General features: G+C 41.1%; 18 protein-coding genes. 5 read left to right on the plus strand and 13 right to left on the minus strand.

The features are described 5' to 3' along the window. Position 1: 1 nt before the first annotated feature. Positions 2-1,171 (plus strand): acetyl-CoA C-acyltransferase FadA, encoded by a 1,170-nt coding sequence (gene fadA, locus L2735_RS04380; RefSeq protein ID WP_248983542.1) that lies wholly within the window; start codon positions 2-4, stop codon positions 1,169-1,171. A gap of 705 nt (positions 1,172-1,876) precedes the next feature. Next, entirely contained in the window at positions 1,877-3,907 is a 2,031-nt protein-coding gene (locus L2735_RS04385; protein ID WP_248983543.1) for an FAD-dependent oxidoreductase, read from the plus strand. A 229-nt stretch (positions 3,908-4,136) separates the two neighbouring features. Here L2735_RS04385 and L2735_RS04390 read toward each other — a convergent pair whose 3' ends face one another. From L2735_RS04390 to L2735_RS04415, 6 genes are all read right to left on the minus strand, one after another. Beyond that, on the minus strand, positions 4,137-5,177 hold the full coding sequence (locus tag L2735_RS04390; RefSeq protein ID WP_248983544.1) for a helix-turn-helix domain-containing protein: 1,041 nt from the start codon (positions 5,175-5,177) through the stop codon (positions 4,137-4,139). Between the two features lie 498 nt (positions 5,178-5,675). Beyond that, on the minus strand, positions 5,676-6,671 hold the full coding sequence (locus L2735_RS04395) for a linear amide C-N hydrolase (protein ID WP_248983545.1): 996 nt from the start codon (positions 6,669-6,671) through the stop codon (positions 5,676-5,678). 201 nt (positions 6,672-6,872) lie between these two features. Beyond that, positions 6,873-7,979, minus strand: a complete 1,107-nt coding sequence (locus L2735_RS04400; protein WP_248983546.1) for a linear amide C-N hydrolase — start codon at positions 7,977-7,979, stop codon at positions 6,873-6,875. 15 nt (positions 7,980-7,994) lie between these two features. Continuing rightward, a complete protein-coding gene (locus L2735_RS04405) occupies positions 7,995-8,729 on the minus strand; it encodes a hypothetical protein (RefSeq protein ID WP_248983547.1) in 735 nt (244 codons plus the stop codon). Between the two features lie 620 nt (positions 8,730-9,349). Continuing rightward, entirely contained in the window at positions 9,350-10,030 is a 681-nt protein-coding gene (locus L2735_RS04410) for a Fe2+-dependent dioxygenase (RefSeq protein WP_248983548.1), read from the minus strand. 46 nt (positions 10,031-10,076) lie between these two features. Continuing rightward, entirely contained in the window at positions 10,077-12,428 is a 2,352-nt protein-coding gene (locus L2735_RS04415; protein ID WP_248983549.1) for a TonB-dependent receptor, read from the minus strand. 251 nt (positions 12,429-12,679) lie between these two features. Here L2735_RS04415 and L2735_RS04420 point away from each other — a divergent pair, with 251 nt between their 5' ends. After that, on the plus strand, positions 12,680-13,093 hold the full coding sequence (locus L2735_RS04420; RefSeq protein ID WP_248983550.1) for a MarR family winged helix-turn-helix transcriptional regulator: 414 nt from the start codon (positions 12,680-12,682) through the stop codon (positions 13,091-13,093). An 18-nt stretch (positions 13,094-13,111) separates the two neighbouring features. Here L2735_RS04420 and gloA2 read toward each other — a convergent pair whose 3' ends face one another. The 4 genes from gloA2 to L2735_RS04440 all read right to left on the minus strand — a co-directional run bounded on the left by gloA2 (position 13,112) and on the right by L2735_RS04440 (position 17,844). Next, on the minus strand, positions 13,112-13,501 hold the full coding sequence (gloA2, locus tag L2735_RS04425) for an SMU1112c/YaeR family gloxylase I-like metalloprotein (RefSeq protein ID WP_248983551.1): 390 nt from the start codon (positions 13,499-13,501) through the stop codon (positions 13,112-13,114). A gap of 106 nt (positions 13,502-13,607) precedes the next feature. Further along, on the minus strand, positions 13,608-15,677 hold the full coding sequence (locus tag L2735_RS04430) for a PhoX family protein (RefSeq protein WP_248983552.1): 2,070 nt from the start codon (positions 15,675-15,677) through the stop codon (positions 13,608-13,610). Between the two features lie 211 nt (positions 15,678-15,888). Further along, positions 15,889-17,181, minus strand: coding sequence for a DEAD/DEAH box helicase (locus L2735_RS04435; RefSeq protein WP_248983631.1), 1,293 nt, complete (start codon positions 17,179-17,181; stop codon positions 15,889-15,891). 171 nt (positions 17,182-17,352) lie between these two features. Then, positions 17,353-17,844: a GNAT family N-acetyltransferase gene (locus L2735_RS04440; protein WP_248983553.1), complete on the minus strand. Its 492-nt coding sequence runs from the start codon at positions 17,842-17,844 to the stop codon at positions 17,353-17,355. Between the two features lie 211 nt (positions 17,845-18,055). On the opposite strand from L2735_RS04440, the gene L2735_RS04445 reads away from it, so the two are divergent. Further along, a complete protein-coding gene (locus L2735_RS04445) occupies positions 18,056-18,598 on the plus strand; it encodes a DUF4287 domain-containing protein (protein WP_248983554.1) in 543 nt (180 codons plus the stop codon). 110 nt (positions 18,599-18,708) lie between these two features. Further along, positions 18,709-19,659, plus strand: a complete 951-nt coding sequence (gene rluF, locus L2735_RS04450) for a 23S rRNA pseudouridine(2604) synthase RluF (protein ID WP_346348121.1) — start codon at positions 18,709-18,711, stop codon at positions 19,657-19,659. Between the two features lie 76 nt (positions 19,660-19,735). Here the strand turns inward: rluF and L2735_RS04455 are convergent, their stop codons facing one another. From L2735_RS04455 to L2735_RS04465, 3 genes are all read right to left on the minus strand, one after another. Next, positions 19,736-20,773 carry an alpha/beta hydrolase gene (locus L2735_RS04455; RefSeq protein WP_248983555.1) on the minus strand — a complete coding sequence of 346 codons (1,038 nt, stop codon included), beginning with the start codon at positions 20,771-20,773 and terminating at the stop codon, positions 19,736-19,738. Between the two features lie 122 nt (positions 20,774-20,895). Then, complete coding sequence (locus L2735_RS04460; protein WP_248983556.1) at positions 20,896-21,081, minus strand: hypothetical protein; 186 nt, start codon at positions 21,079-21,081, stop codon at positions 20,896-20,898. 254 nt (positions 21,082-21,335) lie between these two features. Continuing rightward, on the minus strand, positions 21,336-22,367 hold the full coding sequence (locus L2735_RS04465; RefSeq protein WP_248983557.1) for a hypothetical protein: 1,032 nt from the start codon (positions 22,365-22,367) through the stop codon (positions 21,336-21,338). Positions 22,368-22,389: the final 22 nt, after the last annotated feature.

Here is a 22,389-nt window from a genome sequence, read left to right on the forward strand (position 1 = left end):
GATGAAAAATGTAGTAATTATTGATGCGATTCGTACCCCGATGGGACGTTCTAAAAATGGTGTTTTCCGTCATACACGTGCCGATGACCTATCTGCAAACTTGATGAAAGCCATGTTTGAGCGTCAGCCAAACGTTGACCCTAAACTGGTTGATGATGTTATCTGGGGCTGTGTACAACAAACAGAAGAGCAAGGTGTTAACCTTGCACGTAATGCCGCTTTACTTGCAGGTTTACCTGTAGAAGTTCCAGCGACAACGGTTAACCGCTTATGCGGTTCATCAATGGACGCACTTCATATGGCCGCTCGTGCAATTAAAGCTGACGATGCAGACATTATTCTGGTGGGTGGCGTTGAGCACATGGGGCATGTGCCTATGACAAAAGGGCTGAATTTTAACCCTTCGCTAGATAAAAATATGGCTCAAGCATCAGCTGCTATGGGCATTACAGCTGAAGGTCTTGCTAAAATTCATCACATCTCACGTGAAGAGCAAGATACATTAGCTGCACGTTCTCACCAATTAGCGCATCAAGCCACGATTGAGGGACGTTTTAACAATGAAATCGTACCTATGATGGGCCATGATGAAACAGGCCGCCCTATTCTGGTCAAGCATGATGAAGTGATTCGCCCAGAAACAACGGTTGAATCGCTAGGCAAACTTCGCCCAGTGTTTGACCCTGTCAACGGTACCGTTACCGCAGGAACATCTTCTGCGTTATCAGACGGTGCATCTTGTCTGCTGGTGATGAGCGAAGAGAAAGCAAAAGAGTTAGGAGTTATTCCTCGTGCACGTATTGTTGCAGCAACAGCAGCGGGTGTACCGAGTGCGATTATGGGTATCGGTCCTATTCCTGCCAGTCAAAAAGCATTGAAAAAAGCAAATCTCACCATTAACGACATTGATTTTGCTGAAGTGAATGAAGCTTTTGCAGCACAAGCTATTCCTTGTTTACGTGAGCTGGGTCTTTGGGAAGATCGTGAAACTAAAGTCAACCTCCACGGTGGTGCGATTTCACTTGGTCACCCTTTAGGTTGTTCAGGCGCACGAATTGTTGGTTCACTTATTAATATCATGGAACAACGCCAAGGACGTTACGGTTTGGCGACTATGTGTATTGGAATGGGACAAGGGATTGCAACGATTATTGAGAGAATAGAACATTAGGGCCAGTTGATGTCGAGTCATTGTGACGGCAGTTAAGTTCCTTTTATTCTGTTATGAACACAAGTGTGTAGATATCAGTTTAATACCCATCTTCATACCCTATAAGATTTAGTCAAAGCCCTATCAGTTCACTGGTAGGGCTTTTTAATTTAATGAAACTTCAGTTGAATAATACCAATCGGGATAAATAACTGATCAGATATTGCGTAGGAAAAATCCCTTAGAACAAGGCTGAAACTTTGTAGCTAGTTGCTCTACCTACAAAGTTTCTAACGAAGTGATAAACGATTTTTACCAGTAACAATGATCACATTCTTATGCTGATTGGTATTAAGTACGCTTTAGAAAAATCGCCATCTCGCATTAGCTGTTGAGGAGTGGCTACCGATGAAAGCCGTTACAGACAATTACCGTTATAGACAATCACCGTTATAGAAGAAAGCTGTTTCAGAATAAAAACCAACCAGTTACATAACTAAAATAGCTTCACACTTAAGCTGACGCTCCCTTTTCATTTAACCATTAAACGCTTCATCGCTGATTTTTTGGCAAATTATGATCAAAATCAAAACTAATAAACATGACTTAAACTGCCATCTATTTGGCTCGACATGACAACAACTCCGCCGGCCATTTTGGTCTAATTGTTATTAATCTAGGTAGAAAAATTTCCTGTTGCGGTAAAAAATACTGGAGTGCAAATTTATGTTAAAAGAATCACATAGAGTACTTTTTAAGCCAATGAACATTGGGGCGTTAGTCCTGAAAAACCGCTATTCAATGGCTCCTATGGGGACCTTGGGTTGTGTCGACAATGATGGCGCATATAATCAACGTGGTGTTGAATATTATGTCGCACGAGCCAAAGGCGGCGTGGGGCTTATCATCACTGGGGTACAAATGGTAGAGAATGAGATTGAGCAATTTCCCATGCCATCTCTTCCTTGTCCAACCAATCATCCTACAGCTTACCTTCGAAGTGCCAAAGAGATGACTGAGCGTGTTCATGCGTATGGAACCAAAATTTTTGCTCAGTTGACAGCTGGTTGGGGACGATCATGTATTCCAGGTTTTTCTCCCGAGGATAAACTGGTCGCACCGTCTGAAGCTGTTAATCGCTTTGATCCTTCTTTAAAACATCGCGAGCTGACTACGGATGAAGTTAAATATTTCATCAATAAGTTTATCGAATCTGCCGTTATCGCACAGAAAGCGGGTTATGACGGTGTAGAAATTCACGCAGTACATGAAGGTTATCTGCTTGATCAATTCACCATGAGCTTTTTCAATCAACGAACTGATCAGTATGGTGGAAGCTTCGAGAACCGTTATCGTTTCGCGGTTGAAATTGTTAAAGGAATCAAAGCCATTTGTGGGCAAGATTTTCCTGTTTCACTTCGATATTCTGTAAAAAGCAATATGAAAGCTTTTGGCCAAGGTATTTTGCCAGAGGAACAAGCGACTGAAGTGGGTCGTGATATGGAAGAAGGCCTCAAAGCGGCTAAGTTCCTCCAAGATGCTGGCTACGATGCGCTTAATGTCGATGCGGGCACTTATGACTCTTGGTATTGGAATCATCCACCGAATTATTTCAAACCAGGCATGTACCAACCCTACTGCCAAGCTGTATCTGAAGTCGTCGATATACCGGTATTGATGGCCGGACGAATGGAAGACCCAGATCTGGCAACTCGCGCTATCAATAATGGTATTGCTGACGGGATTTCAATGGGTCGACCTTTACTCGCCGACCCTGATGTAGTGAACAAAATCCGCCGAGGTCGATTCAATGAAGTCCGCCCATGTTTATCCTGCCACTTAGGATGCATGGGTCGTATGGCCGAAGTGGGGAACTTATCCTGCGCAGTTAACCCAAGTTGTGGCCGAGAAGAAGAATATAAGCTTACTGCAGCATATAAAACTAAGAAAGTGGTCGTGGTTGGTGGTGGTGTGGCTGGAATGGAAGCTGCGCGTATTGCGGCGGTGAGAGGCCATAAGGTTGTGCTGTTTGAAAAATCGAGTCAATTAGGTGGCAATGTTATTCCCGGCTCACAAGCTCCCTTTAAACATGACGATAAGTTACTTATTTCTTGGTTTGAGGGCGAAATGAAACGTCAGAGTGTAGACGTACGCATGAACCAAGCAGCAACGAAAGATTCAATTGAGGCAGAAAAACCTGATAGTGTCATTTTTGCGACAGGATCTCGACCGGCTAAACTTTCTTGGTTAGCAGGACAAGATAAAGCCCATGTCGCTGTTGCAGAAGATATATTGATGAACCCAGAGCAAATTACAGGCGAAAGTGTTGTGGTTATCGGCGGCGGGTTGGTCGGTTCAGAAACGGCGTTATGGTTGGCTCAAAAAGGTAAAAAAGTAACATTGATTGAAGCTGCTGATGACATTATTGGTGGCCCACATGGTACCTGTTTTGCCAATTACCAAATGCTGAAAGAGCTATTGGTGAAAGAAGAGATTGAAGTCAGAACATCCACATTTTTAAAGTCTATAACTGATAACGGTATTGAAGTTTTCTCAGCCGATGATAATACGGCTGTAACTGAAATTCATGCCGAACATGTGATACTTGCCATGGGTTATCAAGCAGATCACCAATTATTTGATCATTTATCTCAGCAAATAGATGTGGACGATATCTTTAATATCGGTGATAGCCAAGAAGCACGTACCATCATGACCGCAATATGGGATGGATACGAGGTAGGTCGCTCGTTATAGCTCAATAGTTTAACGCTCTTTACGTCAAAGGCTGCCCGTGGTTAGGCAGCCTTATTATTTGAAGCTATCACACACAAAATAGTCATTTTACTTTATTGACAATAACTTGAAGAAAACACCTTAAACAACTCTAAACTAAGCTTCTAAACTAAGCCTTTTAAACTAAAGCTTCTAAACTAGGGTTTTCTAAACTAAAGCTTCTAAACTAAAGCTTCTAAACTAAGGTCTTCTAAACGATGGGCTTTATTTCGGCCAATGAATCCAGATGAGATGGACTACTTCCTGTCCAACGCTTAAAAGCACGGGAGAAAGTACTCAAATCCGAAAAACCCAGTTGAAATGCTATTTCAGTCATATTTGTATTAGGCTGATTGAGTAATTGAAGGGCTTTTTCAAGCTTATATTTTTCTACCACTCCACGATAACTTGTTCCTACCTCTTGCAACCTTCGGTTAAGCGTTCGAGTGCTAAACAGCATTTTTTGAGCAATAACATAGCATGATATATCCGTTAAAGATGTCATAGAGTCGAGTACTTTATAAACCTGTAACACAATATCATTCACTTCAATTTTGGTTGCATGTTGCCTCAATAACTTTTGTGCTAAAGGATAGACCGCTGCGTCGCTTGTGGCTAAAGGAGTAAAAAGGTGCTGACGTCGAATACAAATCTTTCGAATGGGAGAACCGACTGAGATATTACATTGCATTTTTTGTTCAAATTCTGCTTGAAGCCTTGCTTCATAGGGCCACTGAATCAGCTTAAGTCCAATATCATCCAGACGAAACTCTGTCGTTTGATGGATAATTTGTAAAATGGTCGACATATATAAAGTCACGCCCGCATAAGTCACATGGGATTCTTTATTAAGTGGCTCATGGTTAACAACCCATAACTCTATATTCCCTTGTGGTGTTTCATGAAAGCGTAGACGGATTGGAGACCCTATCGCAACACAGTATTTACAGGCATCTTTTAATAATTGTAAAAGCGTGGGTGCGGTCCACAATGTCAAAGAATAACAACCGAAAGTGAGTGGATTGACTTGCTCTGACGCTTGGAAAGGATAAAAAGGATCGCCACTATCTTGAGTCATTTGATAGAGTATTGTTCTAATATCACGAACATCTAGCTGAGCGTTGACGTTGGTAAACTCATTAAAATACTTGTCTTTAGGTAATGCATAACGATCGGCGGTCTGGTTAATGAGTTTCATCCAGCCTTTATGAATAGACATCGATGTGGTTGGAATGAAAAGGTTATTACTCATCAATTTGTTCCTCTATGAGTATTACTTAAAGCATCGCTTCCGACAGCTGATAAGCATGAGGATAACAAACTATCTTTAACGGTAAGCTGTAGGCTATTTGGAAGCAATAATCACATATTGTAGATTCAATAATCCAGTTAAATTTATATTTTAATCGCCCTTGTGTGACTTGAAGGTTCTTTATTGATAACCATCAAAACACGCTAATCTGCAACCATAGATTAAATAATAATAGGCTGCTGAGTTAACCTTGATATACCGACATAGAATGACCAACATAGAAAGGCCAACTTAGAAAGACCCACATCGCCGCTAATGAATCACTAAAAGCCCTGTATTATTTATCGTTATTTTCTATTGATAGAACAAGTCCCCAAGCTTGCTTGAGGACCTTAATTAGATCATGTTAATCCACTAAAGCTAGCACTAGAACTAACAATAGCCTTGGCGGTTGGAAACAGTTTGCTTACAACGCCAAGGGGTGGGAAAACCATAGATTTAAAATTGAGCAATAACAGATTTATCCAGTGGAATTCGGAACTGTTTTCCCATCATGTCATAAACATTAAAGCTGACAGTATTCCAATTATCTTCAAAGTTGTACTCAAACACACTATCACCGGTTTCTAAACTTTGTGTCAGTGTCCATTCTGTTGCATAACCACTCATGCCACTACCGTTACCAAAATCAAGGTACGGAGCGTCAGCCGGCACTCGAAAAGGCACGGTAGAAAGCTTCATCATTGCGTTATTTACGCTCGTTGGCTTGCTCAATTTGCTACTAAAATAACTGGCATGTAGGTAACGACTTTGCGCATTACCATTACCGATAGAGCCATAGTTAGTATCACGATCGGCATTTTCCCATGAAGGCGCAAGTTGTTTTCGTTTCGCGATTTGTTCTTTTTGTGATGGGTCATTGGTCATTACCATCGCATCTTCACCGCGATAAGTGCTGATCTTTCCTTCGTCCATCTCCACGACCAAGCGATCGCCACTCTTATCTGTAACAGACCAATGCAAGTTCATCTCCATTGGCATTCCTTCAAGCGTTAGGCGCCCGAAATCAAGTGTTGGTAGGGCTTTAACGACTTCGTCTACAGAAGCATAATTAGTTAACAGATACTCACCAAACGAAAATTGAGTAATTTGAGACGTGTTTGTGACGGGTTCCATCGACATCTTAGGGTAAAATAAGGTGTTTACTTGCAGACCTTGGCTATTTACGCCATCACCAACAAGTTCACCATAAGCAAAAACAGCAACAACATCATATTTAACTTGGTACTTATCGCCAATGCCATTCCCTTGAATAGCACGCATATCACCTTTATTAATATTACCTAATACTGGATGAGTCGATTCAATCCAATCCATCGTACGTGTTGTTAATGTGCCTAAATGCGTATTCCAAGCGACTGAAGTACAAGCATCAGCAACGCCAGCAAGTGAAGTTCCAAGTAATACAGCGAGCGTAAGTGCTTTAATTTTCATTATTTATTCCTATCTGCATGTTGGTAAGACTTGATATTAAGTGCAAAAGATTAATAGGGTGAACTGCACAGGAGAGGACCAAACCCTCATCAGAAAGCTGATCCTCTTATGCGATATACAGAAGCCGAATGTCTTCTGTATTCATGGATAAGTCACTAGGGTGTATAACTACAGCGACCTATCCATGCGTTTTACTGCTAACTACTTAATTTCAACAGATTCTGCTTTAAATTCTGTTGGAATATCAAAGAATGATACTTTACCGGTGGTAAAATCGATATTATCTAATTCTACCTTCACATACTCAGGGCTCTGGTATGATTTAATGTACATAACCTTATTTTCTAAATCACTTGCTACTGTCCAAGCCACAGTTTGTGAGTAATCCTTTCCATCAGTATGACGATACTTTTTGTACCCGTTCGGGATTTCAAACGTATTCATAATGCTAATGGCAGCATGAACCCCCTCTTTAGCGCTATCGAAACGAGGCATTTCTTGGCTAAAACGTGCAGCACGAACAAATCGGTTAGCAGCAGTTGGTTCACCATCAAGAGATTGCAAACCGCCAACATCAAGACCACCAGCCTTTACTTTCTCACTGTTCTGTAGCGGTGCTTGATCTTGTGGCAGGTGTGTATAACGCTTTAAGTTTTCTTGGTGCCATTCAAAACGCGGGTTATTTGTGATCGTACCTAGTGGGTTATCGTGAACTTTCAATTCGCCATTGATGTATTCAATCACAACCGAATTACCATCAGCATCATTGATATTAAAGTGAACCGTTGGCGAGAAATTCCAATCGTCTGCTTTCGGCACCACTATCGCATCAACAATATTAGTATTTTTCAGTAGCTCAACCGCTTCCTCAACGTTTTTTGCTTGTGATAGTACATACGTTGCTATCTGCCAGCCTGCAATAGATTCAGCAGATTCAGCTGCATTATATTCACTCCACTTTGCAGGGCCATACGGAAGGAAGAAAAATACGCCCGTCTGCAAACCATGCTCATTCAGACCTTCAGTGACGATATCTGAGTCATCACCCAAAGCCACTGTTGTTACCATGCCGTATTTAGCCTGCCAGGTTTTACCGTTAGCGCCATCTGGAGTGTAGCCTTGGAATTCATGACCGCGTGGGTAGATTTTCCAAGACCAATCGATCATTTCGTCACTGAACTCCATTGTGCGAGCGGCAACGACATCGCCGTTATCAGCGACCAAACGAATACCAGTACAAGCGTCTACGGCAGCTGATACTAATAATGTTGTAGAAAAAATTGATGCAGCAAGTGTTTTAATTTTCATTTTTGTATCCTTGATTTAGAAATAAAATTTCACAAAACCCCAAACAGCGTTGTCATCTGTTTCATACTTAGTTGATGCTGTTTCCATCGTGTTTTTAATATTTTCGTACTTGAAGGTCATCCAAATTGATTTTGCATCATTGATGGGAGCGCCGAACTGAATAGAGTTTTTTAGATTGGTAAAGTCAGCATCGCCACTCAACGACATATACTCGGGGAAGTACTGAACATACATACCGTTTGATGCAACATATGAAAAATACACTCCCCCCATATAACCGTTGTTAGCATCATCAGTAATTTCCATCATGTTTTGAAAATCTTCTGAATAAACACCTTGTACGTAACCTGCACGGGCATATATATCAAAGCCTTCAATACCCGTTTTAAATACAGTGGCAGCACCAATGTTGGCTGTAGTGAACATACTGTTGTCGATTAAATCTAGTGAAGCAGCCCACCGTGGAGTCAACTTGTTATCAACATTCAGCACGTGATAATACTGAAAGCGGCTGTCAGAATAATCGCCTTCATTATTCATCGTTGCCTCTAACGTCCCCATTAATGCAGTACCACTTTCTAGTACATGTGATAATGAACCGATAATTTTTGCATTACCGGTATTTGAGCCACCGATTGATAATTGTGAGAATGTTTTAGTCAGATCTGAAGGATCAATATCTTCTGCAATGACCGGCGAAGATAAAACGAGTAATGATGCAGCACTTGTCGCTAAAAATTTATAATTCATTGTTATTCTCTTAGTTATGTGGTGTTAATTACCCGCCTGCAAAATCTTCTTCAAATAACTCTATACATTCGGGTTTAACGATTTCATATAGATCTTTAAGTCGGTGATATTTTTCTATTGCCATTCATTCTCAGTAAGAAATTAATACTCGAACTCTTTGATTTCTTAATGACATTAAGCTCACTGATTTAAAGTGATGAGATAATAAATAGTTTCTGCAGTGATTTACCTGATTCCATTCTTGTTTCTTAGTTTTGGCGCAAAAAGTCAAACCATTGGCGTATAGCGCAGGGCTTGTGATTTCTTAGATAACCCGAAGTTAATAACAGGTAATGCACGGGTCGAATTTAAGTTGCGCCCTTGTCATTAGAAAATGAAATTGATCCACTGATGGTTGAATAAAGGCATAGTAAAAAGGCCCATAAATAGAATTTATGGGCCTTTAGGAGGGCGAGAAAACATATCCAGAACGGTTAACTAAATACTCGTTTGTTAGCACCAGTGTGTTTTTGCCTATTAAGTGTTTTATAAATATAAGCGCTTTTACTCACCCCTTTAGGCTGTATTTGTTGTCTTAAAAAGACAACAAGAACAACAGGCACTAACTACAATTGCATTAACTACAACTGTGCAAACTGGCGGATTAAGTTGTGATAAACATTGTGGAGTTTATCTAATTCTTGCCGTTCAGTATTACCCGCTGCAATCAATGCTTGAATAGATTGGTCAAGTTGATACAAGTTTTGCCGCAGAGATGATTCCGCCACCATGCTTTGCATCCAAGTAATTGCAGCAACCCGTTCACCACGGGTTACTGCCGTAACTTTATGCAAGCTACTTGATGGGTACACCACCGCATAACCTGCTGGAAGTTTAATTGATTGTTCGCCAAATTCTGTGGCAATGATTAACTCACCACCATCGTATTCTTCTGGATCAGAGAGAAACACTGTCATCGACACATCGCTGCGAAGCACGACTTGAGTATTAGGGACTCGCATCACTGCTGCATCAACATGAAAACCGTACTCTTCAGACTCAGAGTAACGATTAAAGCATGGCGGAAAAATTTGATGGGGCAAGGCAGCCGATACCACTTTCGGTGTTTCACCGATTTTTGCAAGCAACTGGTTTGCCAGTTGCTGCACAGTAGGATCGCTTGCTAATGCCTGGCTGTTTTGCTTTACCGCTGCAGCCATTCCCATCGCAGTATTTTTACCGTCATTCCATGTCACTGTGTTCAGTTGCTTTCGATATAAAGCCACTTCTTCTTTTGACAGTATTTGCTCAATCACAATCATAATTTAACTCAATCTTTCAATTCACAGTTCTCATTTAAGCAACAGCTTAAAACTCATAAGTCGCAGATAACTTGGCATTTCTTGCATCACCTAGATACATAAACGATCCTGAACGATAAGCGGCAGTGAAGTACTCTTCATCTAGCACATTACCGACATTCAAACGGAAAGTTAATGATTCAGTCGCGTTATAGTTAGCAAATAAATCAACGACTTGATAGTTTGGTACGACGATACTATAACGACCGTTTTCGGCATCGTAACCTGCAGCAGTATCAGGTTGTCCGCCGTACATTTCGCTTTGGTAGGTGTAACCCCCGCCAATCACAAATGCATCATTAATTTGATAACGTAGTTGCAAGTAGGCACTTTCATCAGCAAAGTTACTTAATGCAAGGCCAACGTTTTCTTCGTTAAATGACTCAAGTACTTCTGAGTCCATAATCGCTGCAGAAAACTGCACACTGAAAGCTTCAGTGATGTTACCGACCATACCGAATTCAACACCTTGAACGCGGTTTTTACCAGTATTCAATGTACCGAGTGTTGAGTAACTGTCACCTACACTTTCCATTACATCACTTTTAGTGATCTGGAATACCGATGCTGAAAACATAACTTTGTCTTCAAACATCATCCACTTAGTACCTAGTTCAATGTTTTCTACTAATTCAGGATCCGCAGCGCGGGCTTGATCAACATCACCACACACACCACCATAACCACAGCTAGCACCTAAATCAGACTCACCACCATTAATATTGGTCGCCGTGCTGTAATTAGCGTAAATATTACCTTCATCTGTAATGCTATAAACTAAGCCAATATGACCGTTGTACATGGTGTCGTCATATTCATATAAGATGTCGCCATTGCGAGAGCTTGAAGTATCATTCTGATAATCAAAGCTATCTTGTCTTACACCAAAGAAGAGTTCTAAATCTTCAGTTAGCGCAACCGTATCCATAAAGTAAGCTGAAACGGTCTCGATTTGGTACTCTGCATCATTATTGCCTTTGGTATAAGTACGTCCCATTAGCTTATCAATGTTATCTACAGTGTTACCGTCGCCGTCTAAAATACAGTAAGCGCCAGAATCACCACCTCGCCCAGCCGTTATACAGTTAGTTTCATTGGTGTATGCAATGTCGTAAACGCCGTTATCCACTTGCTGATCGGTATACTCGATCCCAAATACAAACTTGTTTTCAGCACCTAATATTTGAGTATTCCAAAACAGGTTGAACTGAGTACTAATGTAGTCAACCTCTTGATTACCTTGGTGGGTACTTAACGTCAGGGTATCAGCACCAGGTGCTTCTAGATCCGTATCGCTGCGAGTAGTTCCACGCACACCTGTGGTGATATATCCATTTTCGGTTTTACCAACACGAGTCGCGTTGTAAAACGTCAGGTTATCATTGATGTCATATTCAGTACGTAGAGTAAATGTCATGACTTCAGAATCTAAAAAGTCAGACTCTTGGGCATAAACAGGAATATCTGAAATAGGCTCACGGGTAGTTTGATCAAAGTAGCTACCTAAATCCGCTACATCTTTAGCATCTAAATAGTAACCATCGGCGATAAATGATAAATCGCTGCTTGGCTCAAAAACAGCCGATAGTTGCACACCATTACGCTCGCGGCTAATGCCTTCACGGCCAGGTTTATCTTCATCAGACAATAAGCCATTAACTCTCACACCAACTGTATCTGAAATGGCATGGTTATAATCCACAGTTAAACGGCGGTGATCATCAGTACCTACACCTAAATCAACGCGGCCTAAGTTATATGATGTTGAGGCTTTTTTAGTGACGCTGTTAATCGCACCACCTGAAGAGCCACGACCAGCGAAAGTTGAGCTAGGACCTTTGGTGATTTCAACAACTTCTGTGGCAAAACTTTCACGCGTCGTCATACCTGGGTCACGTAAACCATCAACAAACACGTCACTGCGCGCTTCATGACCACGGATAATATAACGATCACCAAAGGCATTACCGTTTTCACCGGTGCCTAATGTAACACCCGCTTGGGCGGATAAAATGTCTTTTAAATCGGTTTTGCCTGACTCTTGAATTTGATCTTGTGTTAATACAGTAATCACTTGTGGAGTATCAACCAAGTCCGCTACACGGCGAAGGTCACCTGATGACTCAGACAGATAAATAGAGTTTTTAACGCCATGAACTTTAATACGCTCAATCGCTTCTGCTGATTGATTTTTATCGCATCCAATACCGCTAACTTCAGCATTACAGGTTTCATTAACCTTAGCTTGATTCATTTCTGCAGATTTGGTCTCAGCTATTGTTGCAGGTGCGCCAAATACCAATGCGGCGGCAACAGCTTGTGCGCCTAATGACAAATGCTTTTGATGTGCTGGTTTCATGTTTTGATCGTTTCCTTGTTAACAAATACCTAGAATCAGGCAGATCTTAACAAGACAACAACATTAATGTAAATCATTATCATTAAGATTTACATTAATAATTAGAGCATATATTAGTTCTTTATGTTTTATATGATTTACAAAGCTGACAATAAGCAGGCTGTGATTTAGTTGATGATTGATCAAAACTTGAATAATCAAGCTTTGATCAATTTAACAATTTTGATGAGTTATAATTTTACGAGGGTCTCATGTCTGAACCTTTATCAGCTTTAATGGCTATTTCAAGTGCATTGGGGCGCTTTAATAAGAAAATGGATCGTGTGTTAAGTGTTCATGGTATTAGCTTTACCGATTTTCAAGTATTAGAACAATTGGCTCAATCACCAAATCAAGTCATGAGTCGCATTGAGTTAGCGGAAGCCACGAACCTGACTGCTTCTGGGATCACTCGATTATTACTGCCTATGGAAAAGGTTCATTTGGTCGAAAAAGAGAAGAACAACAGAGATGCTAGGGTTAGCTTAGTTAAGTTAACAACAACTGGAAATGAGGTTTATCAGAACGCTTTGGTGACAAGCCAAAATTTCAGTGACAACACCATGCAATATCTAACGGCTAAGCAAGTGGAACAATTACGAGTATTAGTAGGGAAATTATCTTAATAAGTGCCCATTCGGGCATTACGCCTCAACTTCATAGACCTCTAATGGTAAATCATCAGGATCACTAAAAAACGTAAATCGTTTACCTGTGTATTCATCCACCCGCACAGGTTCCACTTCAATGTCATGGTTAGCGAGGTATTCAACCACAGCATCAATATCGTCGACCTTAAACGCTAAATGGCGCAACCCCTGTGCTTCAGGGTAACTCGGACGTTTAGGGGAATGAGGAATTGAGAACAACTCAATTTGACTGCCATCAGCTAAGGCTAAATCGAGCTTATAGGAGTCTCTGGCTTCACGGTAATTTTCTGCAATCACCTTAAAGCCTAAAATCTCAGTATAAAAATGTTTGGACTGAGCATAGTCGTTGCAAATGATCGCCACGTGATGGATCCCGTTAAACATATCGCTCCCTTGATCAACTCTGATAAAAAGCTCTAATAAAAAACCCTGATAGATAACTCTATCAGGGTTTACTTTAGACCACACTATAAAGACTTTACGCAGAAAATTAGATACCGATTTCAGCACCGTCATCTTTACGGATAACCACAGTCGCAGCACGTGCACGTACTGAAGTGCCATCTGGCGTTTCTTCTGTAGCAACAGCAGAGTAAGGCCAGTTACGAGGATGCTGAATGTTTGCAAATACCGTAGTGTAATCTGGGGTAATTGCAAAACCAGTCACTTCACAACCATTTGGACCAACAAAGAAGCGCTTTAATTCGGCTTGGTTATCTGCACTAACAACCTGTTGCTGACCATTGTCGTCAGTCATCGGTGAAGGCACGATCGCTAGCATTTGATCGTTAGTGTATTCTTCCACTTCATCAGCGCCATTATCGGTTTGCACCCATAAAATACCGCGCTTATCGAACGCTAAACCATCAGGACTTGCAAACTGGTTTAAGTCAGTTAAACCTGAACGGTTAGTGGTTTCATCACCGTCAGCCGGAGAACCAAATACAAAAATATCCCATGTGAATTCAGTGGCATTACTGCCTTCATCCCAACGGATAATATGACCAAAACTGTTGTTTAAACGCGGGTTAGCAGGGTTTGTGCTATCAACACGCTTAGTGTTATTGGTTAGGGTTAGGTAAACTGTGCCAGTAAATGGATCAACACTTGCCCATTCAGGACGATCCATTGGCGTTGCACCCACTAAGTCAGCTGCGCCAGCAGTATTTAAAATGATTGAAGCCACTGAATCAAAACTGTCAGCTAAGGTTTTACCGTCTGTCGTTGCGCTATCTAGAGTTAAAGGTAACCACTCGCCAACGCCATCTTCACTGAACTTAGCGACATATAAAGTACCGTCATTCATGTACTTATCACCTGTGATGATGCGGTTAGTTGAATCAGCATCCGCTTCATCCCACATAGCAGTAGATTCATACTTATAAAGGTATTCAAAGCGAGAATCATGACCTGAATAAAATACCACTGGCTTACCTTCTTCAAGCTTACCAAAGGTACAACCTTCATGACGAAAACGTCCCAGTGCAGTACGTTTTACAGCACGAGAATTTGGGTTATAAGGGTCGATTTCAACAATGTAACCATGGCCATTCGCTTCATTTCGGTAATCATTAGCAGCACTTGAACCTGAAGGTGTTACATCAAAACGAGCAAATTCATCTAAGCGCTCATCATCATTGCCAGCAAGGTGATCCCAGCCATAACGCGTACCAGAAGTTGATAAACCGATACGCTGTTGCTCTTGCGTTAACTCACCACGATTAACAAAGTAACCAGGCCAGTTTTCTTCACACGTTAAGTAAGTGCCCCAAGGCGTGTAACCGTTACCACAGTTATTCAGTGTGCCACGCGCTTGGCTACCATCTGGAGAGTAACGCGTTTCAAGGTATGAGCTGTACGCAAGCGGACCAGCGATATCCATGACTGTAGCGCCCGTAAAGCGGCGGTTATGATCGTCATTTTTAACCGTTTCCCACATGCCATTGTTAAGCTTGATACGTACAACTGATACGCCATGAGCATTAATTTCTTTACGGATTTCATCAAGTACAGTGCGGTTACCATCAGCATCAACTGTTGGTCCCATTGGATGCAAGGCAGTTTGGTCAATGTATTCGTGATTCACACATAATAAGCCGTCATCACCCGCCTGCGTTAATGGGAAAAAATGCATGCCATCATGATGCATCCCCATAGAGTTAGCTTGATCTTCAGCGGTATTAGAACCGTCCTCTTTAAACGCATTCGCTTTATCGTTTAAAGGCTCGCCCCAAGGCGCAAGTACATAAGCAGAGTAACCAGCAGCAACGGTTACCGCATCAGTTTTAGAACCAGGAATAGATTCAAAGCCTAGCGTTGCCTGACTCACATTCGGTGTATCTGGCGTGGTAGGCGTATCATCGACTGGTGTTGAATCGTTATTAGAATCTGAATCAGAACTACAACCAGCAATACCAAAACCACTGAACGCGGTCATAGCACTTAACCCAAGACCACTTTTTACAAAGTTACGTCTTGAAAGGTGTTTATCTAATACTTCGTTAAACGGTGTGTTGTTACTTTTATTAAAACGAGTTGGATTAAACGTAGCCTTGCTCATAAATTATCCTTGGGATCAAAAGTTGCCAAACATTGTTGTAATTTTCGATCAGAGTAAGAATTTAATATGACAAACAAACGTAAAGGAGGTTACAAAAATAAAACAACTGTATGACCACACCCAGATTAATCAATACAAATGTAAATACAAATAACGCAGCAAATAATGAGTTCACTGCATATATGATTTAAATAAATAACTTAGCTAATCACTACTTACGCTTTCGGGCAGAATCCGCTATCGCCTTTTGCCGTGCTCTTTGCTTAAGAGAGCCTTTTTTGGCTTTACGTGGCTGTAAAGCTGGCTCTTTAGTCAAATCAGGCTCAAAGCCTTGATACCATTGCTGAGGTAAACGCCTATCAAGCTTTCGCTCTAATGCCACCAGCAGTGCTTCATCATCAGGGCTGAGAAACGTGACCGCAACACCATCTTTACCCGCACGCCCTGTTCTGCCAATACGGTGCACATAATCTTCCGCTTTAAAAGGCAGTTCAAAATTAACCACGGCATCAAGTTGCTCAATATCGAGCCCGCGAGCAGCGACATCAGTCGCCACCAATACTTTTACCTTGCCAGCTTTGAAATCAGCTAAGGTCGATTCACGCACAAATTGGGATAAGTCAGCATGAAAAGGCGCTGCACTGATCTTATTAGCAGTTAATTGCGCAGCAATCTTGTCAGCACCTTGCTTAGTGCGACTGAATACTAGCGTCTGCGACCAAGGCTCTTTGTTAACAATATGACCGAGTAAAGCAGACTTTCGCTCGCTATCAAGGTTATAAACCTTCTCAATAATTTTGGCTGCGGTACTGTTTCGTTTGGCGGTTTCTACAATTTTAGGGCTGCGTAATAATCGCTGACTGAATCTGAAAATTTGATCATCTAAGGTGGCAGAAAATAAAGCGGTTTGGCGCTGTTTTGGCAGTCGCTTTAATACCTCGACAATTTCCTCTTTAAAACCCATATCCAACATGCGATCGGCTTCATCGAGCACCAAATATTGTAAAGAGGATAAGCTCATGACTTTATTGCGCAGATGATCTAATAAGCGTCCAGGTGTGGCAATAATGATATCAACCCCAGCTTGAATAGAGGTCACTTGGGCTTTAATACTCACCCCGCCATACACCATCACCGCGCTAATATCAGTATGCTCGGCATATTGGACTACGCTTTGATGCACCTGCTGAGCAAGCTCTCTGGTAGGCACTAATATGAGTGCTTTAACCCCACTTGATGTCGCGTTTATTTGACTGTCTGATCCCGGCGTTTTGGTATTATCAGAATGAGTTAACGACTCATTTTTTGCTGCTATCAACCGCTGTAAAATCGGTAATACAAACGCTGCGGTTTTGCCTGTACCTGTTTGCGCTCCCGCCATGACATCTTCGCCAGCTAGCATCAAAGGGATAGCTGCAGCTTGTATATCAGTTGGCTGCTGATATTCAAGTTCATCTAGTCGTTGAGTGAGTGTAGGATCTAACCCTAAGGTTGAAAAAGACAAAGCCGAGGCGGACATAAAAACTCCAAAATGATATCAAGGCGAAGTTTACCATGTACGGCAATTTCTCAAAAGATTAGCGCAAAAGTTAGCTAGAGTTAGCGATTGGCAATTCCTGCACTTTAAGCGCTTATAAATGATCTAAGTAGAACGTTTGATATGAGCTCGAATACTTCAGCTTAATCTCATTTCAAGTAATGAATTTGCACTATTTTCGCTTTCTGCAGAAACACCACAATGCTCAAATCCCGCTTTTTCAAGGATACGAATCGAGCCCTTATTGCGCTCTACCACATGAGCTAAAATAGGCCGTTGGGACTGCTGATTTACAAACAAGTTAACCCCTTGACTGGCGTAACCTTGTCCCCAATAATCTCGTCCGATCCAATAACCAATAAACCAATCTGAGTGAGTGTCATCTTCACTCATCATAGACCATAAACAGATACTGCCAACTAAAGTGTCATCTACCCAAATACCTTGGGCAACAACATCAGCATTCGCCAGAATATTATTGCGCCAATGCTCAAAGAAAGCCGTCTCATCCCGTGCAGGAAAGTCTGCCATTTCATTAGCAAGGGGATCATTTTGAAACTCAAATAGTACCTGTAAGTCGGCGTCTGTGATGGGTAGCAAACTTAAGCTATTACGTTGAACTGTACTCATTAATCATTTAACTCCTTTAAGTGATTAGCATACTGGATGAGTGCCATATTATAGATATAATTTAAACGTTACCTTACTATTAAATCTCACCATTAAACCTCTCTTAAAAATCGATGCCAATCAATTAAGCGAATTGAATTACTGGTATTTTGTTCACGCTTAAGGCTATCTTTGTATATAAACTTCAAGGTTGAACTTTTGGGAGAGCAAAATGGATAAAGCACTTCAAACAATGATTGATAACATGCCTGAAAAAACAGGTAAGTCACTAGCGCAGTGGTTAGAGATTTTAATTGAGCAAAACATCGAAAAACACGGCCAAGCGGTTAAATATCTTAAAGAGCAACACGGTGTCACCCATGGCTTTGCCAATACCATTGTCACTTTATCAAAGCAAAAAGATGAATCCGCTGATGATTTAGTTTCTCTGCAATATCAAGGCAAAGAACAATTACAGCCTATTTATGATCTACTCATATCAACAGTAAAAGGCTTTGGTGATGATGTGGTGATCACACCTAAGAAAGCTAGCGTGAGTATTATTCGTAAAAAGCAGTTCGCTCTAATTAAACCTGCTACTAAAAGCCGAATTGATCTTGGTTTAAAGCTTAAAGATACCGCCCCCGAAGGCTGCCTTGAAGCTTCTGGTCCTTTCGGTGCCATGTGTAGTCATCGAATACAGCTAAGCGAAGTCAGCGACGTTAATGCAGAAGTTAAGCAGTGGCTGCTTGAAGCATATAAACAATCGGTTTAATCGCTGTACCAAAGAGAAAAGTGGATATATCAATTTAATGCCTGCAGCCGCTTATGGTAAACTACGCGCTTATCGAATATCGACAATTTTAGCTTTCAAGGAAACCCAAAGTGACTGATTCTGCCATGCGTCTTAATAAATACATCAGTGAAAGTGGCATATGTTCACGCCGTGATGCCGACCGTTTTATTGAGCAAGGCAATGTGTTTATTAATGGTAAACGTGCGCAAGTGGGTGACCAAGTTTCTTTTGGCGATAAAGTAAAAGTAAATGGCCAAGACATTGAGCCCCGTGATGCTGAAGACTTAGTGTTTATCGCCCTCAATAAACCGGTTGGTATTGTCAGTACTACCGAAGGCACTGAGCGTGACAACATTGTCGATTTTGTTAATCACTCGACCCGCATTTTCCCCATTGGCCGTTTAGATAAAGATTCTCAAGGTTTGATCTTTTTGACCAACAATGGCGATCTGGTTAATAAGATTTTGCGTGCAGGCAACAATCACGACAAAGAATACGTGGTCACGGTTAATAAGCCCATTACAGATGATTTCATCAAAGGCATGGGCGCAGGCGTACCGATTTTAGGTGTGGTAACGAAGAAATGTAAGGTTGAACAAGTCTCACCTTATGCATTTAAAATTGTGCTAGTCCAAGGACTTAACCGTCAAATTCGTCGTATGTGTGAATACTTTAACTTTGAAGTCACTAAGCTTGAACGCCAACAGATTATGAACGTCAGCCTTAAAGGCTTACCCATTGGTGAGTGGCGTGATTTAGACAAACAAGAGTTAGATGTGTTGTTTGACATGATCAAAGACTCTTCATCTGAAGATAAAAACGCCGCGCCAAAGAAAAAACCTAAGCCTAAGCCAAAAACAGCATCAGAGCGTGGAAAGATTGAAGGGCCAGAGCACTTTATGCAGCATAACCGCAGCACCAAACATAAAGGCCAAGCAAAAGGTGGCGGCAAAGGCCAAACCAAAGGTCAAGCTAAGGGAACGGGTAAAGGCGGCAAAGGTAAACCAAGTGGTGGTCGCAAGCCAAATCGTGCTCGTTAAATACGATTTAAAGCAGATATAGATAGGGCGTCAGTAGCAATACTGACGCCCTGTTTTTTAATAAGTTATTACAGAATTACTTGCCTAATAAAAACGTCATCGGAATATTCAAACGCTCAGCCCAGTCACTTTCATTATGAGCTTTGCCTTTAAAGAAGTGGGTTTGCCATAACGCTTTATCATAGCCCGCAGCCTCAAACAGTTTATCGACCTCAGCCTGCAAAGGCGGATACATGGCATCTAACGTTTGATCGCCATAATCAAAATACAATTTCACTTGGGGATTAGTGGCGATCTGTTTAGCCAAATACTGGTTAAATACTTGTGGGATTGGGTTATCTTGTTCAGCGAAAGAGCCTGGCCAATGGGTCGATAAGCACGCCGCACCGCCAAAGACCTGTGGATATTCTAACGCTGTATACCAAGAGATTAACCCTCCCATACTTGAGCCCATAATAAAGGTATTTTGCTTATCCGTTGCCACCTTAAAATGTTCATCAATATAGGGTTTTAGCTCAGTAACGATAAACTCAGCATACTTATCAGAATACACAGCTTGAGCTAATAGCTTTTCGGTTTCATTGCGCTGGGTTTGATACAAACTGGTTTGCGTATCAGCCGTTAAGGATTCAAAAGGTTTTTGAGGAAAGTATTCACTATGGCGAGACAGCTCGGCATTATGAACCCCCACCACAATAAACGGCTTAATATCATGACTCTTATTAAGACTTGCGGCGGTTTCATCGACTTCCCAAGCGGTGCCGTTCCATGATTGATTCGCATCATATAACACCTTGCCATCATGCATATACACCACGGCATAAGGCGCTTTAGCGGGGTAATCTTCTGGTAGCCACACATCAATAGGACGTGGTTTTATCAGTGTAAAATCGATAGCTGTTTCATCAAGGTGTTGCAATTTCCCTTGGCTGACAACAGGTAATGACGCTTGTGAAGACTCAGGAGCTGCGCCAGTATTTGCACCAGTATTAGAGTCGATATTGGCTGCCGCTGCACTGGATGAAAAAAACGATAACATCACAGTCACTAACAGAGGCATCGTCACCTTAATAAAAGACCTAGAACCATTATTATTGTTTAGCTTAAAAGTCATATTGTTTTCCCTTACAACACGATTAATTACCCATAACAAATATAAAAATACACTAATTCAATTAAAAAATAACACTAGCTAAATGAGTTATTCTTTAAGCTAGTTTGCAATCTCGTGCTAGTTTACATTGTCGTGCTAGTTTGAAGTGTCGTGTTAGTTCGCAGAGTCTTGTTTCGACCACTGCCTAAGCCGAACATAGCACCGATGATACATCCCCATGCACAAAGCCATAATGCGGTCGTACAATTACCTAATAACGAAAATGCATAACTTGCCAACATTCGGCCAATGACTAAAACAATATGCAATGATTAAACCCATATTAGCGAGTTAGGTAAATAAGGAGGCGAGGATTTGCTTTAGTATGAGGTGCGACTATTTACATATAAATAGTCGCACTGAAGGCATTTTCTCAACAGCAATCAGTGCAAAATGTATCAGAAAAGCTCGGTTACGAATCAGTAATTGCCTTTATCACCATGTTTAAAAAAGGACTGTAGAAATCATCCAAATAGTATATGAAAGAGTTGGCACAATAATGATATTGCCGACTTTCAGTTTGCTACTTGTTTAAAAATGACAGTAACCAACTATGAATCGCATAACTGTATTTAGTCGGTATTTTATAAGCGAGTTGTTCAGAGCCTTTACGTGTTATCAAATAAGTTATTTTAGCCACATTAACCACGCCAATCACTTCAGATAATGGGTATTTCCTCGCTCCAAATAGGCTTGTTTTCACAATCAAATTACCATGGTCGATTTTTAAGCGGTTTGGTACACATTTTTTAATGATAAGTAAGCTAATGCCGATTGAAAAAATGAAAGCTAATAAGTACTGCAATGCAACAGGGATATATGTAAAACCTTCTAACGCAGATAAATATAATAAAAAACCGCTAGTCATAATGGCCCACATACTAAGGCTAACAGGCACAGCCCACTGCCTAATGATTCCACCTCGTGTAGAGGCAACTCTGATTGCTTGAAAGCCAACTTCTTTAACGGTTGAGTCATTAGGTAATGGCGTTATTTGATGATTTTTCAATAGCCCTTTGGCAGTAAACTTATGCCTTTTATGCTGCACGACCAAGGCTAAATCAGTATCAAAATGCCGTTCAATAAACAGCGCAATATCGAGCATAGTTGGAAAACTTCTCATCGAAAGATTCCACTCTGGGTAGCTGTAGAATTTAAGACTGTAATGATGATTAGCCCGCTCATTAGTATCAAAAAACGCCTCAACTTCACCGCTGGTGAAACCAGACATTTCCAGTAAAGATAAACTGCTATTCGTGACAACGTCTTTATCGGTAGTAATTCCAAACCAAGACTTGGTTTTAATCACTTCTTGATTTACAGCATCAATAGTCAATCGATTGATTTTAAACATAGGGAAGAAAAAACAACTCCCTAGCAATAAAAATACAAAAGACATTACTATTTCACCTGTGTCTTGGTAATTAAACCAGCTCAAATACATTACACCAACGCCAATCATTGCCATGACTGCACTGAAAAGAAAATCAATGATACCGCCAGTGTCTTGTAGAACTACCCGCTCTTCCGTCTGCTTACAAATTTTATAACCCATTACATCCCTTTAATATTTTTAG

It is taken from the genome of Shewanella olleyana, from assembly GCF_023283825.1.
GTDB lineage: Bacteria > Pseudomonadota > Gammaproteobacteria > Enterobacterales > Shewanellaceae > Shewanella > Shewanella olleyana.